Origin of the sequence: Alginatibacterium sediminis (assembly GCF_003610775.1) — a bacterium.
Lineage (GTDB): Bacteria > Pseudomonadota > Gammaproteobacteria > Enterobacterales > Celerinatantimonadaceae > Alginatibacterium > Alginatibacterium sediminis.
The window spans coordinates 57,560-72,851 of sequence record NZ_RAQO01000001.1 but is presented as its reverse complement, the minus strand read 5'-3'; the positions used below and the strand labels follow the sequence as shown (position 1 = coordinate 72,851).

Annotated in this window: 17 protein-coding genes; 7 read left to right on the top strand and 10 right to left on the bottom strand. The window is 43.7% G+C overall.

The genetic code is table 11. From position 1 onward, the window contains the following. Positions 1-29 precede the first annotated feature (29 nt). From coaBC to mscS, 4 genes are all read left to right on the top strand, one after another. Entirely contained in the window at positions 30-1,238 is a 1,209-nt protein-coding gene (gene coaBC / locus DBZ36_RS00385) for a bifunctional phosphopantothenoylcysteine decarboxylase/phosphopantothenate--cysteine ligase CoaBC (protein ID WP_120352940.1), read from the top strand. A 29-nt stretch (positions 1,239-1,267) separates the two neighbouring features. Beyond that, complete coding sequence (gene dut / locus DBZ36_RS00380; RefSeq protein ID WP_120352939.1) at positions 1,268-1,723, top strand: dUTP diphosphatase; 456 nt, start codon at positions 1,268-1,270, stop codon at positions 1,721-1,723. A 44-nt stretch (positions 1,724-1,767) separates the two neighbouring features. Continuing rightward, positions 1,768-2,361 carry a nucleoid occlusion factor SlmA gene (slmA, locus tag DBZ36_RS00375; protein WP_120352938.1) on the top strand — a complete coding sequence of 198 codons (594 nt, stop codon included), beginning with the start codon at positions 1,768-1,770 and terminating at the stop codon, positions 2,359-2,361. 132 nt (positions 2,362-2,493) lie between these two features. Further along, on the top strand, positions 2,494-3,318 hold the full coding sequence (gene mscS / locus DBZ36_RS00370; RefSeq protein WP_120352937.1) for a small-conductance mechanosensitive channel MscS: 825 nt from the start codon (positions 2,494-2,496) through the stop codon (positions 3,316-3,318). An 84-nt stretch (positions 3,319-3,402) separates the two neighbouring features. Here the strand turns inward: mscS and DBZ36_RS00365 are convergent, their stop codons facing one another. The 3 genes from DBZ36_RS00365 to rph form a co-directional block, all read right to left on the bottom strand. Then, positions 3,403-3,858, bottom strand: coding sequence for a hypothetical protein (locus tag DBZ36_RS00365; protein WP_120352936.1), 456 nt, complete (start codon positions 3,856-3,858; stop codon positions 3,403-3,405). Between the two features lie 185 nt (positions 3,859-4,043). After that, positions 4,044-4,685, bottom strand: a complete 642-nt coding sequence (gene pyrE, locus DBZ36_RS00360; protein WP_120352935.1) for an orotate phosphoribosyltransferase — start codon at positions 4,683-4,685, stop codon at positions 4,044-4,046. A 16-nt stretch (positions 4,686-4,701) separates the two neighbouring features. Then, positions 4,702-5,424: a ribonuclease PH gene (rph, locus tag DBZ36_RS00355; RefSeq protein ID WP_120352934.1), complete on the bottom strand. Its 723-nt coding sequence runs from the start codon at positions 5,422-5,424 to the stop codon at positions 4,702-4,704. A 135-nt stretch (positions 5,425-5,559) separates the two neighbouring features. Here rph and DBZ36_RS00350 point away from each other — a divergent pair, with 135 nt between their 5' ends. After that, positions 5,560-6,420 carry a YicC/YloC family endoribonuclease gene (locus DBZ36_RS00350; RefSeq protein ID WP_120352933.1) on the top strand — a complete coding sequence of 287 codons (861 nt, stop codon included), beginning with the start codon at positions 5,560-5,562 and terminating at the stop codon, positions 6,418-6,420. A gap of 77 nt (positions 6,421-6,497) precedes the next feature. Here DBZ36_RS00350 and DBZ36_RS00345 read toward each other — a convergent pair whose 3' ends face one another. From DBZ36_RS00345 to DBZ36_RS00325, 5 genes are read right to left on the bottom strand one after another with little or no spacing between them, the layout of a single operon-like run. Then, positions 6,498-8,828: a DUF2357 domain-containing protein gene (locus DBZ36_RS00345; RefSeq protein WP_120352932.1), complete on the bottom strand. Its 2,331-nt coding sequence runs from the start codon at positions 8,826-8,828 to the stop codon at positions 6,498-6,500. Positions 8,829-8,853: 25 nt separating this feature from the next. After that, complete coding sequence (locus DBZ36_RS00340) at positions 8,854-10,683, bottom strand: MrcB family domain-containing protein (protein WP_120352931.1); 1,830 nt, start codon at positions 10,681-10,683, stop codon at positions 8,854-8,856. After that, positions 10,631-10,876: an HVO_A0114 family putative DNA-binding protein gene (locus DBZ36_RS20840; RefSeq protein WP_456057503.1), complete on the bottom strand. Its 246-nt coding sequence runs from the start codon at positions 10,874-10,876 to the stop codon at positions 10,631-10,633. The genes DBZ36_RS00340 and DBZ36_RS20840 overlap by 53 nt, the downstream gene beginning before the upstream one ends. A 27-nt stretch (positions 10,877-10,903) precedes the next feature. Further along, on the bottom strand, positions 10,904-11,326 hold the full coding sequence (locus tag DBZ36_RS00330; protein ID WP_120352930.1) for a helix-turn-helix domain-containing protein: 423 nt from the start codon (positions 11,324-11,326) through the stop codon (positions 10,904-10,906). A 4-nt stretch (positions 11,327-11,330) separates the two neighbouring features. After that, entirely contained in the window at positions 11,331-11,564 is a 234-nt protein-coding gene (locus DBZ36_RS00325) for a type II toxin-antitoxin system HigB family toxin (RefSeq protein ID WP_233558062.1), read from the bottom strand. Between the two features lie 270 nt (positions 11,565-11,834). Here DBZ36_RS00325 and DBZ36_RS20800 point away from each other — a divergent pair, with 270 nt between their 5' ends. Further along, positions 11,835-11,966 carry a DUF1415 family protein gene (locus tag DBZ36_RS20800; RefSeq protein ID WP_158588997.1) on the top strand — a complete coding sequence of 44 codons (132 nt, stop codon included), beginning with the start codon at positions 11,835-11,837 and terminating at the stop codon, positions 11,964-11,966. Positions 11,967-12,288: 322 nt separating this feature from the next. Here DBZ36_RS20800 and DBZ36_RS00310 read toward each other — a convergent pair whose 3' ends face one another. Together DBZ36_RS00310 and DBZ36_RS00305 are read right to left on the bottom strand one after the other, a co-directional pair. Then, entirely contained in the window at positions 12,289-13,599 is a 1,311-nt protein-coding gene (locus DBZ36_RS00310) for a type II toxin-antitoxin system HipA family toxin (protein ID WP_120352928.1), read from the bottom strand. Continuing rightward, on the bottom strand, positions 13,589-13,879 hold the full coding sequence (locus DBZ36_RS00305; protein WP_120352927.1) for a helix-turn-helix domain-containing protein: 291 nt from the start codon (positions 13,877-13,879) through the stop codon (positions 13,589-13,591). Before DBZ36_RS00305 ends, DBZ36_RS00310 begins: the two co-directional genes overlap by 11 nt. Before the next feature lie 825 nt (positions 13,880-14,704). Here DBZ36_RS00305 and DBZ36_RS00295 point away from each other — a divergent pair. Next, positions 14,705-15,274 (top strand): DUF1415 domain-containing protein, encoded by a 570-nt coding sequence (locus DBZ36_RS00295; RefSeq protein WP_233558061.1) that lies wholly within the window; start codon positions 14,705-14,707, stop codon positions 15,272-15,274. Positions 15,275-15,292 lie beyond the last annotated feature (18 nt).

Genomic DNA, 15,292 nt, shown 5'->3' with positions numbered 1-15,292 from the left:
ATCAACGATTAAGTAAAAGAGTTAAGCAAATGCTGGCAGGAAAAAAAATTCTAGTAGCAATGAGTGGCGGAATCGCTGCTTACAAGATCCCTGAGTTGGTTCGCCGCTTAAAAGACCAAGGGGCTGAAGTTAAAGTTGCAATGACCCAAAACGCAACGTCGTTTATAGGTGCATTAACCATGCAAGCTGTGAGTGGCGAAGTGGTTGGGCAAAGCGTTATGGACCCTGCCGCTGAAGCCGCTATGGGTCATATCGAATGGGCCAAATGGCCAGATCTCATCTTGCTTGCTCCTGCAACTGCTAATACCATTGCCAAATATTGCCATGGCTTAGCGGATGACTTGGTTAGTACACTATTGCTTGCCAGCAGTGCAAACGTTGCTGTAGCTCCGGCAATGAATCAGCAAATGTACGCAAGTGCTGCAACCCAAGACAATCTCAATACGCTAAGGCAACGCGGTGTTCAAATATGGGGCCCTGCCAGTGGCGAACAAGCTTGCGGCGATGTCGGCATGGGACGAATGCTTGAATCAGCTCAGCTATTAGAACTAGTGATTGAGCATTTTAACCCTTCGCTTAGTGAGCAAAGTTTGCAAGGTAAAACAGTGGTTATTACCGCTGGGCCAACGCGCGAAGCTATCGACCCAGTACGTTATATCTCCAACCATAGTAGCGGGAAAATGGGATTTGCATTAGCAAGCGCCGCCAAGGGCTTGGGGGCCACGGTCAAAATCATTAGCGGCCCAGTAAATCTCACAACACCTAGCGGCTGTGAGCGCTTTGATGTTAGTTCCGCACTGGATATGCATCAACGATCTTTGGAGCTTGGTGCAACTTGCGACATCTTTATTGCTTGTGCGGCGGTCGCCGATTACCGTGTTGCTGAAGTCGCAAGCCACAAAATTAAGAAAACCGATAATAATGACGCTTTGCAAATCAATCTATTGAAGAATCCAGATATCGTTGCAGACGTTGCCAAGCTAACGCCCAAGCCTTTTGTGCTGGGATTTGCTGCCGAAACACAAGATCTAGAGCACTATGCTCGTGATAAAATGCAGCGTAAAGGTTTAGATATGATTGCCGCTAACGATGTGTCGATACCAGGGCAAGGCTTCAACAGTAGCGACAATGCATTGCAAGTGTATTGGCCTAATGGGCAGTCAGTTTTAAGTCTCAATGATAAGCAGCGACTAGCGCAGCAACTAATGGACTTAGTTGTGCAACAAATTGATAAATAATTTCAACCTAAAAGAAGAAAACAGAACGCATGAAAGCAATTTCTCTTAAAATTTTAGACGATCGTATTGGCACTCAATTTCCACTTCCCGCTTATGCTACTGATGGCAGCGCAGGTATGGACTTACGAGCATGTATGGATGAAGCCATTACGATTGAGCCCGGTGAAACAGTATTACTAAAAACCGGACTTGCGATTCATATTAATGACGCAGGAATTGCGGCGACTATATTACCGCGCTCCGGACTTGGCCATAAACATGGCATTGTTCTTGGTAATTTAGTTGGCCTTATCGACTCTGATTATCAAGGTGAGTTAATGGTGTCGTGTTGGAATCGCTCCCAAAGCGCCTATACGGTTACTCCAGGCGACCGAATAGCGCAATTGGTGTTTGTACCGGTAATCCAGGCGCAGTTCGAAATTGTCGAGTCATTCGACGATAGTAATCGCGGTGAAGGCGGGTTTGGTCATTCAGGAAAAAGCTAAAAAGCTTACTGAAGGTATGTCTTTAATAAGTAGTAGGACAAGGTATGACCACTAAAAATCGAGTAAACCGACGCGAGCAGATTTTGCAAGCCTTGGCACATATGCTCGAGAACCAGCATGGGCAACGTATTACGACTGCTCGCTTAGCTGCGCAAGTCGGTGTTTCGGAGGCGGCTTTGTACCGTCATTTTCCGAGCAAAGCACGAATGTTCGAAGGCCTCATCGAGTTTATGGAAGAGACCATATTGACCCGAATCAACCGTATCTTTGAAGAAGAAAAAGATACGGTGGAACGTAGTTTGCAGATTGTTCGATTAGTAATTGGGTTTGCCGAACTCAATCCTGGGCTGAGTCGCATCTTAACTGGCGATGTATTGTTGGGTGAAAACGAACGTCTACGCCAACGAACATCACAATTGATGGATAAAATTGAATTGCAACTCAAGCAAGTCTTACGAGAGAGAAAACTGCGTGAAGGTAAAAGCTTTGCCTTCGACGAAGCAGTGCTGGCAAACTATATTATGGCGTATCTAGAGGGTCGGATTGCACAATATGTTCGTTCAGATTATCAACGTAAACCGAGCCAAAACCTCGACCAACACTTGAGCTTCATTAGATCGCAACTCATGAGTGTTTGATTTAGAAAAAAATGAGATCTAATTCACAAAAAATTTAGGTGAAAAACTTCATCTACTGCTAGAGTAATGCCGAAATTAAGACTAAGACCCAATTGGTTCTTAGTTGTTTAACTACAAGAGAAAGGAAAAAACATGGACGTGCTTGATAGTTCAATGTCTTGGTTTGAGAAAAACCAAGAAGTGTTGCTGCAATATGCGGTAAATATCGCGGCTGCATTAGTCGTTTTAGTTGTTGGTTTTATCGTGGCCAAAATTGTTGCATCAAGTATTGAAAAAGTACTTGATAAGCGCAATGTCGACCACACAATTAGTCAGTTTGTAGCCTCAATTGTACGCTACGCGTTAATAGCCTTTGTTATTATTGCAGCTCTATCACGAGTTGGTGTTCAAACCGCTTCATTCGTGGCCATTGTCGGTGCGGCTGGTTTAGCAATTGGTTTAGCCTTGCAAGGATCTTTAGCTAACTTTGCTGCAGGTGTATTGATCATCAGCTTTCGTCCGTTTAAAGCGGGCGATTTTGTTGAAGTTTCAGGCACATCAGGCGTAGTAAAATCAGTTCAAATCTTTACAACCATCTTAACCACTGGTGACAACAAAGAAGTCATTATTCCGAACGGTTCTATCTTGGGTGGCAACATTGTCAATTACTCTGCAAACGATACGCGACGTATCGATTTGATTGTTGGTGTTGGTTACGGCGCCGATTTAGCCAAAACCAAGCAAGTACTGCGTGATGTTTGTGAAGCTGACTCGCGAGTGCTTAAAAACCCAGACATTACCGTTGGTGTACATGCCTTAGCTGATAGTTCAGTTAACTTCGTTGTACGCCCTTGGGTACGTAGCTCGGATTACTGGGGCACGTACTTTGATTTAAATGAGAATATAAAGAACGCGCTTGATGAGGCTGGAATCGAAATTCCATTCCCACAAATGGGTGTTCATTTGAGCAAAGATTAAGTCTTAGCTTAGTTGGCTGTTCTCATTAGAAAGAAGCCCTTATATGGCAATGTATAAGGCTTCTTGTTATCTGGGTTTCGTCGTTTACATATCATCTAAGCGATGTACTGCGTGTACTAACTGATGTTGCCTATTGTTGTGATGCTCAATGACTTGGCCTAAGCTTTCTTTCGCGTGTCCTAAACCTAAAGATTGTTGGGCCTGTTCAAGTAGCGCTAATAATTGATCTTCAATCAACATGACCCAAGTCAGGATAGCGTCAGCGTCCATATATTGGTTTAGATTCACATCTTTGATTTGCGCCAAGGTGTCAGTATCACTGGATAAATCGACCCACGTTTGCGCGATATCGTTCGGACTATCGTCAATCAAGGTCTGGTAATAACTTAAGCCTTTGCGCTCTCGTTCTTCCAAATAATGCAGCAATATTCGAGTTTTCTCAAAGCTCGCTTGAGCTCCAAGCTGGTGGTAGCTCGATGCTAAGCTTTCGCGGCAAACTAACATGTGTTTGAACAGATCGCTGAGTTGTTGAAATCTCATGCTCAATTCCTCCCTTGCTATATATTTTAAGTGTAGGAATTGAAAAGCGATGTTGGATAGGAATTAGCCGGGTCATTGACCCGCGTCAATTATTGAGTCGAGCAAGTTGAGAATTCGTGATGTAAGGCTGGTTTTTGAGCTATTAACATGGCTGAGCGAGAATGCTCAGCCATGTTTGGAATGGCTTAGATCCCGTACTGTTGCTGATAAGCACTAACGCTGGCTAAAGCGTCGTCTTGATCGCCCTGTTGCGTTAGATAACTAATTAAATCAGCAAGATTTACAATAGAAATAACCGTGGCATCGTAATCGCGCTCAACTTCTTGAATCGCCGATAGCTCACCTTGGCCACGTTCTTGTCTATCCAGCGCAATCAGCACGCCAGCTAGGCTGGCGTCGTGATTGGCAATGATATCCATGGACTCGCGAATCGCAGTACCGGCGGTGATGACATCATCGACCAACATCACGCGGCCCTTTAGCTCAGAGCCTACCAAGCTGCCGCCCTCACCATGTGTTTTAGCTTCTTTACGGTTGAAGCAATAGGGCAAGTCTTTGCCATGATGCTCATCTAAAGCGACGACAGTGGCTGTCGCAATGGGGATTCCTTTATAGGCTGGACCAAAGACTAGATCATAGCCAACGCCGGAATCTTCTAGCGCAGCGGCGTAGAATTTACCAAGCCTATTCAGGTCGCTACCGCGATTAAATAATCCAGCGTTAAAAAAGTACGGACTCGTTCGACCTGATTTTAAGGTAAATGAACCGAATTTTAGTACGCCGCGTGCGAGTGCGAATTCAATAAACTCGCGTTGGAAATCTTTCATGATCCGCTCCTCTTTCCTACTTAGATTCGGCAAGGGCCAGTTTTTGGGCTTCGATAATTTGCTCGATACCACCCTTAGCTAGGCCGAGTAGTTCGAGTAGTTCTTCATGTGAGAATGGTTCGCCTTCAGCGGTGCCTTGAACTTCAATCATGCGACCATCTTCAGCCATAACCACGTTCATGTCGGTATCAGCAGCTGAATCTTCGACATATTCTAAATCACAAACCGATTGGCCATTGACCACGCCAACAGAAATCGCAGCAATCATTTGCTTTAATGGATTAACCTTTAGTTTCTTGTTTTCCATCAACCACCAAATCGCATCTTGCAGCGCGACACATGCACCAGAAATAGCAGCGGTGCGAGTACCGCCGTCAGCTTGAATCACGTCGCAATCAACCGTGATGGTGAACTCGCCTAAGGCTTTAAGGTCGACAGCGGCGCGCAAGGAGCGGCCGATTAACCGTTGGATCTCTTGAGTGCGTCCACTTTGTTTTCCACGGGCAGCTTCTCGGCCCATGCGGCTGTGTGTAGAGCGTGGCAGCATACCGTATTCAGCAGTGATCCAACCTTGATTTTTCCCTTTCAAAAAGCGCGGCACGCTTTCTTCTACCGATGCATTACAAAGCACTTTAGTATCGCCAAATTCAACCAGCACTGAGCCTTCAGCATGGGCAGTATAATTTCGAGTAAAACGAAGTGAGCGCATCGCTTCGCGAGCACGGTTGTCTGGACGCATGATATTTCCTGGGATGATTTGTAGATAAGTGCGCGCATTATACCCAAATCAAGACAAAAAGCAGCTACGAGGCAGCTGTTATCCGCTTCGCTTGCCGTTATACTGAGGCATAAATCAACGAGATGAGATAAACCCATGATCCAAAGTATGACCGGCTACGCGCGGGTACAAGTTAAGCACGCCTGGGGAACAGCGACTTGGGAAATTCGTTCGGTAAACCAACGCTATTTGGAAAGCTACTGGCGTATGCCTGAGCAATTCCGTGGACTTGAGCCCATTTTACGCGAAAAACTGCGTAAGAAAATCCAGCGCGGTAAGGTTGAATGCAATCTTCGCTTTGAAGCGGGTAACGACGTGCAAACCAATCTGCAACTTAACGAAAGCTTTGCAGCGCAAATTCTGCATAGTGCGAAGTGGGTTCAAGAACAAGCCGGTGGTCAAATCAACCCCGTGGATATTCTAAACTGGCCTGGTGTGATGCAAGCACCCGAGCAAGACGTTGAAGGTCTGAATGCCGATTTGCTCAAAGCCTGGGAACAAGCGCTTTCTGAATTTGTAGCCAGCCGTCAAAGTGAAGGTGAAAAACTTCATGAGTTAGTCGAAGCGCGTTTAGCTGGAATATTTGATCAAGTGGCGATTGTACGCACTCGCATGCCTGAAATATTGGACTGGCAACGTGAACGCCTAACGACTCGTTTGCAAGAGGCGCTAGCCGAACTAGACCCAGCACGTGTCGAGCAAGAAATGGTGATGCTGGCCCAAAAAAGTGACGTCGCCGAAGAGCTAGATCGTCTCGATGGCCACGTAGCAGAGTCGCGTAAAATTTTGAAAAAAGGCGGCGCTATCGGGCGTCGCTTAGATTTTATGATGCAAGAATTCAATCGCGAAGCCAACACCCTCGGCTCCAAATCTATTCATGCTGACATCACCCAAGCAGCCGTTGAGCTTAAAGTGCTGATTGAGCAAATGCGCGAGCAGATCCAGAATATGGAGTAAGCATTTTACAGACGTTTTATCAAACAAAGCCTAGCAAATGCTGGGCTTTTTGTTGGTCAAATACATTATATTTGCCATTACCAAGTTTCATCAAGTTCAGCATACAGCTGAAGCTCACCTGTAATATCATTCCAGTGCTTAACCTCTTTAAGGTACTCCGCTTTAGTCAGCTTAAACTTAAAGTGTTCTTCGTAAGGTAGCCTGATTTCACTTTCAAGCTTTGTTGGTTCGCCTGAAAATTCAAATAACCAATATAATCGTTCAACTGTACTGGCTTTACCCGTTAGTTTTTCGTCAATGCTATGCCTTGGCATCAGCTTTACATTTGCGACACGGTAAAGGTATTTGCCTACCTGAACCGCATCAGAATCTTCATTACGAACCGTTACGATAAGATACCGAATCTCCCGAATGATATTACGATGAATATTCTGACGATTGGTTCCTAGCAATTGAGTGTGGTACCCCTGTAAATTTCCTTGTCTCGCATGCACTAAATATTGTTCATCACGGCTTATCTCATTAAGCGGTGCCACCATAGTCAAACCCATATGGCGAATCGCGTTTTGGCCATAAGGAGAGATTCGAGCAGCATCTTCAACAAAGTAATAATCATGACTACGAACGGGAGACTCATCTGAAATCATACCTAGTTTCTGCTCAAGATAATCTTGCAACCATACCCGATGATTTTGCTGGTCTGCATTACTAGGCAATAAAGCAAACGCGCCAATACCAACTTGTTCAATGGCATCTTGATAGGGGTTATTGCAGTTAGTTTGATCACAAAATCCGGGATATAAAGCAAAGGCTCCCATTACGGGGCGGCTCTTAATTGGCGCTTCATTTGTTATTTTCTGCTGATGAATAATCGCATCTCGATAACGGTGCATCTGATTAATGGCTTCTTCAGGCACTGCGTCTTTATCATTAATTTGAGTATTATCGATACGGTATTTAGCATCAAATATAATGAAAAACGATTCCTGATTTTTCAGTGTTACTTGCAACACAATATCAGGGCGTTGATTTGCCAGCCAAGTGCGATTTTCAGCCTCGTGATTAGGGGAAAAGGTAGGTTCATGTGCAAGCTTTATCACCACCCCATCACTGCGATAATATTCAAAAGCCGCCGCCATACCATTTTTACTAAAGTGTTTTTCAAACTGCACTTGCTTTAACTGAGCTAGCTCTCGTTTTTGTTCTTTAAAGCCAAGGCTTTTAATTACCTCCATTACCTCAACAAAGCACCAAATTTCATATAGCTCTGCCACTGACTTAATGGAAATATCAGCATGACCCCCCGCCTTATTAAGGTAGAATTTTAATTGTTGCCATACTTTGTAAACCTTGGCGTAACCGTTACCTTGTTGCAGCACCTTGGAGTCACTATTTAGCCCACTAAAACTTCCAACTTCTCGCCAGAGTTGTTGCTTCGCCATCTTGCTAAATACTCTTTGCCACGTTTTTAGCTTATCGATAAAAGAATCTGATATCTTTGCCTGTTCTTTAGCATCAATCTCAATGATAAAGCCTTTCAAAGTATCATTAATCCGATTGATCACCATTTTAATAAAACGGTTTTCAGGAGTGTCTATATGGAGCTTTTTATAACTAACACTAATACGTGGGTTAGCAATGCCACTCTCAATGAGTTGTAGTGCCTTTTCAATTTGTCTTGGCTTTTGCTGCTTACTAATGCGATCTAGCTTTTGCTGCTTAGTAAATGACTGCAATCGGTTGTGAGGGGAATTAATTATCTGCTTAACGCTACGCTCTAATCCCGCCACTAACCTTTCAAATTGGGCTAACCAAAACAGTTCAAACTTGTCAGTGTTTCTGCTTGATTTAGTGACCTGTTGAGTGGTTTTACTAATTAAACTGTAGCGCCATAGTGGGTAAACTTTATCAATGGCTAGATTAATAAGGTTAAGGTCTTGCTCCATCACCATCTTAGTCGCAAAAATATTAAAACTAATATTAGCCGAGCAAAGCTTGCCATCAATTTGATATTCAACTTTAAAACCACAACGGCCAACATCATTACCAAAATTGAGCGCAGCTTGAAGCACATGGCCTTTGCGGTTTAAGTGGAAAGCCCCCTCAATTAATCGATGCTTATGATTTACAATCGCAGAGTTTGTAGTAACCGCTGGCTCAAAATCAATTTCAAACCAGTATTGGCGATTTTCAAAAAAGAACGGACTGTCTAAAGGCAACCCATCATCAAATGTGGCCGTAACATTATCCGCCAAGACAGCAATAACATCCCCTGATGGCAATGGGACACTGCGCTGCGAATAGGTATGAGTCAGTTTTTTAAACGGACTCGCGATATCATCGCAACTTACATAAACAGTAAAGTCTGGATGCTTAAGCTTGATGGTCGCGCGTTTACGGTTTGTCATTGCTTCGACTATTCCTAATCCACTGTTATGGCCAGAATGAAGTAAAGCCGCTATCTAACTGAGTTTGCATACACTCAAGTTTAATCTTTGAGCGACACTTAACTTTAATCACACTATCATCTGAGCCTATAAATTGACGCAGTAAGTCGACACGATCTCCTTCCCAAATACTTTCAAGCTCATTGGCTATCACGTCTTTAAACCTTTGCAGTAATGCCTCACCTTTAAGCGTCTGTAATTTGTCCTCATCACCTTCGATACGAGGCAGCACTTTACACATCAAAAAGTCATCAAAAACTGCCGCTAACTGCTCATCATTTTCAGGGGCAAAACTAATCACTGATAAACACAGCTCGTTAAAGGCGCGAAATGCCAATTCAAAAGGCGTACCTTGCAATACGGCATTAATGGCCTTAAAAAACGCCTTGGCCTTTTCGGCTGCAGGGTCTGCTGTAATCGATGAAAACTGCCCAAACTCAGCTTGGCTATATATTGGGTAGCTGAGTTTTTTGGGTTCAGATTTAGCCTTAAAAAACTCATCAATATTATTTGGGAAAAATTCGCCAAAATCGAACGTCAGCGCACGGTCAATCACCTTGCGAGAGAAACCATGAGTGGTTTCATCCATATTGACTGTGCCAGCAACAATTAAATTAAATGGAATACTAATGCCATGGGCACAAAATAGCTGCCATAAGCTATCATATTGAGCCTCTTCAAATCCAAGCTGCTGACGCAGTTGTTCTGAATAGTCATTATGATTGATAACAGATGCACTTAATAAGGCATCACAACCATAAGTAAACTTACCACTGTCATCCCAATACCACTGCCTTGTTTCAATAATCGATAAATAGTCAGCAAAATATTGTTCAACTGGAGCTAGGTTCATCTCATCCAAACACAACCAGTAAGGCGCTGCCGTATTCAAGACAATACTGTCGCCTTGTACCACTAATTTGGACTCACCATTGTCATCCACTTGCTGACTTACAACAAAGCCATTATTAACAATCGCGCGCCACGCTTTAGCCAAAAACGCTATGACATCTGTACTGACATATTCAGCTTTGCCTTTTATGCGCGACACATAGCCGAGTAAATCACTGGGTTCGTGCCAATCAGGGCGTACTGAGGTGAGGCAATATGTCTCGCTTAAAGAGCCAGTAGCTTTGACTTGCTCACGCACAAAGCGTGTTTTACCTGTGCCTGAAATGCCAGCAAGGAGGAGGAAGGGTTTGGATAAGAATTGCGAGTCTCTAACTATCTTACTTGAATGATTATTCGTCCCCAAATTAACACCCGCATATACTTCTAATAGTTCTTTTAGATCAGAAATAAGAACAATTTCATCAGGCATACTTTCTAAAGGATAAAACTTTGCGCCGGCTGAAGCCCACTCATAAGACTTTCCTAATGTTGTGTTAGACCGCAAATCAACTCTCTGGTCCCAATTATTTAGTCGTTTATCTAAACCCCTTATGCTATTGCGCAGCTCCTCTGCTTTCTGTTTTGCTAAAGCGGTTCCATATTGCCTTTTAAGCTCTGTAGTTCCAAAACCTAGCGATAGATAGACACCACTTCCATCTGAACGGAACAAATAAACAGGGTAAATACCTGACTGCGTTGACTCTGTTATCGATGGATTGAGAATCGACAACCAAGGAACGTCAGCCCAATTTCCCGCCCCAGCACTCGCCTTTACTAGATAATTGGTTGTAGATGGCAGCGTGTTTTTTATCGCTTTGACTAACTCTTGTCTTAGTAAAGTGGCTATAGGGTGACCAGTAAACTGCTCATTTTTAGCTTTTGCCCAACCTCCTGCTATTTCTGTTAAAAGTTGCCTTAAACTCATATGTATTCCTTATACCAAGACCAAGAATTTGTGGTATTCCATTTCTATTTTTTTCTTTTGCATATCCTGAAGATAGCAACCTTACGATCCCCAAACCATCTAATGTTTCCAGTGTTCTTGATACATTGCTCACTGCACGTCCTGTTAATGCGGCCTGCTCAGTTACTGATTGAGGTTGTTGCTCTGCGATCACTTTTATTAAAGGCAGCCCAAACGGCCACTAGCCGATAAACAATGATGCTGGTACACCAAAACGTGCCGATAGTGCCTTAATGTGCTTGAGCGTTAGGGAACGCTTTCCACTCAAGATCATCGATACCGTCGATTTGGCACCTATCTCTTCTTTGAAATCACTTAAGGTCAATTGGTGTTGATCGATAATAACTCTTAGCATGGCGATACCTGGCTTAAGCTTGTCAATAGCTTGATTAAATTCACTAAACTGCTCCGCTTCTTCTTCATACCGTTCAATCACCGGAAACATTAAGTCGATCACTGGCTGATGAGCATCATAATCTTCGATAAGTACTTCCATCGTGGCAATCAGCTCTTGATATTGCTCAGGTGAAGATATACCACTCACCCAAGGCATGACTTGGTTCAGTTGGTTAGCGGCTTTGTCTAAAACTGCAATATCTAACATAGGGTTACCTCTTCAGCTCCTTTTCACGGTACTGCTTTGTAATGCGATCGTACTCGGCATGGCTGACAATGTTCTTAATGAAGCATCGACCTCCTACAAATTCGATAAATGCAATAAGCCTAAGGTTGTTGCCGCCAATATCAATCACCCACCACTTATCAACGTATTTAAAGTTGTCTAGTGAGGGAAATACTTTCCATAGCTCATCAGGGCTTTTTGCTTTACTCTCTTTTAACACCTTGTACGTTGCATCTAGTGCGTCGGAATCGTTTGGATAGCGTTTTTTCGCATTTTCGCATTTTCGAAAGGTTGCTTACTTATAACGTGCATGTACTATCCAGTTTGTTCACTATATGTGAACATAACCAAAAAGCCCAAATGATTAGCTAGGTAACTAGTGGTGGTCAAATTGATGGTTAATACGAATATGTAATTATAGCGTAAGAACTTGATTATTAATAAATTAAGCTCATTACTCTACGACTAGATCCAAAACTTGGAATAAATCTTGAACACTCTTAATAGCAAGGCCGTTAGACTAGCAACCCAAAACTGGGTCGACACCTTTGTGGTGGGCATGAACTTGTGCCCGTTTGCCAAACGAGAGGTAGTGAACAATCGCCTTGCATTAAGATCTTGAAGCTGAGCTATTACGAGCACTACAAAAGCAAGAGATTGAGACCTGTTTGCTGATCCACTCCTTGGTTTTAACTCACTTCTTTGACTAAAACCACGCTTGCGCTATTCAACACCTTCTAACTTCCCCTTGCTTGAGCGCAAGAAGTAATCAGTGAGCACATCTAATGCTTTCGTAAGCTTAAGCAGGTTAGATCAAGAGGTCGTAGTTGTGCCATGTTTGTACTTCTTAATGGCGTTAGCAGACAGGCCAATTTCACTTTCTAACCAAGCTTTTCGCTTGCCCATTGCGACGCGTTTATTCACTCAAAGAAGTACAATAACATTCAAAGTAGAAGTGCTGCGTTTTCTTGTCTTCGTTGAGCTAGCGTTTTCTCTATCGCTAACAACGTGGTCCTGCTGACCGCTTGTTGCTTGGCAAAACTTGCAAACTGGCTAATGGCATCAACTACTTCATGAATGCATTGTTGCGCTTCCTTCCATGTAGCAAAGCCTGCACTAGCAGCCAGCTTTTGCATCACATTAAGTGGCGGCGCTTTTCCGTATCCAGCAAAGGCGGTGGCATGTTCATTAAAGGGGTGAGGGCTAAAGGTTACATCGTAAAATGGTGCGAGTTGCCAGCTTCCATCATCTGCTTGTAAAAAGCCCCAGTTTTTACTGTGATCGTCTTGGTTCGCGGCAAATAAGTTAAACATTGCGCGTCGAAATTGAAGTTGCCCGGCAGCAGGTGACTTACACAATTGGCGGCTGGCCTTAATAAGATCGCTATAGTCTAAGCTAGGGCTTCGAAAGTCGGCATCCAATAGGCCGCAGGCGCTATGCATATGTAATCGGCCAGCCTTATCAAGCGCTGGTAAATAATCGAAACGCTTTAACGCAAGCCATGCTTTAGCACCGCTACTTGTTGGTGCTTCAATTAACTGCCAAATCGGTGGTCGACATTTTGCCTGCTCTGCCATTTGTAAATAGACTGCTTCACACAAACCTTCTTCGTGGCCCAATGCTAAGTTCTTCGAAGTAAACTTAACTAACCATGCTTCATCGCCAGATTGTGCATAAGTGCGGCATTGCGTTGCGTCTCCAGCAGGCATATAAATTTGTGCTTTAGGGCGAGCACCGCCGGAGCTTCCTACGGCGACTAAAGTGGCGAGTACCTGTTGAGTATTATCATCTAACTCGTCAGGAAGAGATTGATCAAATAAGGTTTGTGCTTCCAATCCGAGTGTTGCCAAATCAATATTTGATCGCTGATCGAATGAAAACTCTGATACAGGCGTAAAGGACAATGCTCCCATTCCTTGCTGACCAACAAAAGCCAGTCTATCCATTGCTGTCACTTGCGCAGGTAAAATACCTTGTTGGCGGAACACGCGATCTTGCAACAACAAGCCCCAACCATCGGGAAGACTATCACCAAAAACTCCGTGAATGCCTTGGTGTGGCTCTTTCGGTGCTTGCTGTAATCGCATATCGCCTTGAAGTGTAAAAGGAGATAAATTGCCAAACCTGCCTAGATAACTTTCATCGTACTGAAAAAAAACATCTTGGCGGTTTTGCGCTAATACACCCACCGATACAATTTCGCCCGTTGTGAGAGTGCGTCCAACATTCAGCTTTTGAATGGATTTAAAGCTCATCTTTAAGCACCTCTTCTATACTGGTCGGTAAAGCGGAGCGGTCGGGGTTTGCTTGTGTCAGTTGATAGAGCCTGTCTAGTGAATCCAGCGACTGCCACAAAAGTAGCAGCTGTCGAAATGAAATTTGTCCGGTGAGTTCAAACTTTTTTATGGTAGAAGCTGGTACACAACTACGTTGGGCCAGTGCTTCTCTCGATAGCTTCGCTTGTTTACGTAAGTCACGCAGATGAGTAGCAAAGGCCTGGCTCACATCGGTATCATCTAAAAGTGAAAAGTTCATACGCCACCAAAATGGATACAATAATATCTATTATAGCTATATTTTATTGATTATGGATACCATGGTGCCCATAGGGTGTAAATAACGATCCACGTTCAGATTCAAAATATGGAATAGAAAGCCGCGCTTACCCAACACGAACAATTCTTAAGCTCCTATTTTTAGGGGCTTTTTTGTATCTGCGCTTAGGTAAACAGGCCAGATAGGCTACGTTGATTAATGCAAGAGTGTGAGAAAAATACGCAGGGAATTTGAATATATGCGAGATATGCCTAATACTAAATTTATCAATAGTGTGGCGCTAGGCCTACACTTCTCTCAAATTACTTGCTTATGCCCGAGCTTTACTGCGAGTTCCACGAGCTCATTTATAGGAACGATAATGAAATCACTTAACGTCTTCTGGGTTTCGTTGTTGTTTGTATTTTTACTTGTACTCGCCTTTATAATGTCAGCTACGAGGAAGGGCTACTCGAATGTTTTTATTGATAATAGGTGTACGAGCGTTGATTTCAACGAGATGTCCGAGACGACCAAAATACCAGCGTCTCACACGGCGAATTTTCTACTACCAGGTATGAAACTATCAACAACAATTGATTCAAGCGACATCAGTGCTGTTGATACTCGCTGTACCGAGGTTTCAGTTAACTGTGGCGCTTGCCACAACTGAGTTTGGGTTATCGTTTTAATCGTGGGTTTTTTTATTCTGCGTTGTGCTGTAATGTCGACGCAAGGTTCAAAGTAAATCTCCAACTCTAGTTATAATGCGTAAGAAGCAGGCACACTATCGTTTGTTGCTGTTCAATTTATAGTAGGTAAAAAGTGAAGCAAGGTGAATTTAAAGCGGTAAGACAAGCTACCCAAAACTGGGTCGACACCTTTGTTGTGGGCATGAACTTGTGCCCGTTTGCCAAACGAGAGGTGGTGAACAATCGTCTTGCTTTGGTGGTCAGTGAGGCGACTAGTGAGCAAGACTTACTTGAAGATCTTGAAGCTGAGCTATTAAGGGTGCTGCAAAACCAAGCGATCGAAACTAGCTTGCTGATCCATCCCTTGGTGTTGACCCACTTCTTTGACTACAACCAATTCTTGTTTCTGGTTGATGAGCTGCTTATAAGCATGGAGCTGGACGGGGTGATACAAGTGGCAAGCTTTCACCCAGATTATCAGTTTGGTGGCAGCCAAGTTGATGACCCGGATAACTATACCAACCGCTCCCCCTATCCTATGTTGCATTTGATTCGTGAAAGCAGCTTAGAGCGTGCTATTGATTCCCACCCAGATGTTGCAGGTATACCACAGCGCAATATTGAGTTGATGCAAGCCATGGGCTCGCAGAAAATTAAGCTGCTGTTACAAGCCTGCTTTGAAACGAGTCGTCACACTGATTAGTGTGCGTACAACAAGCCT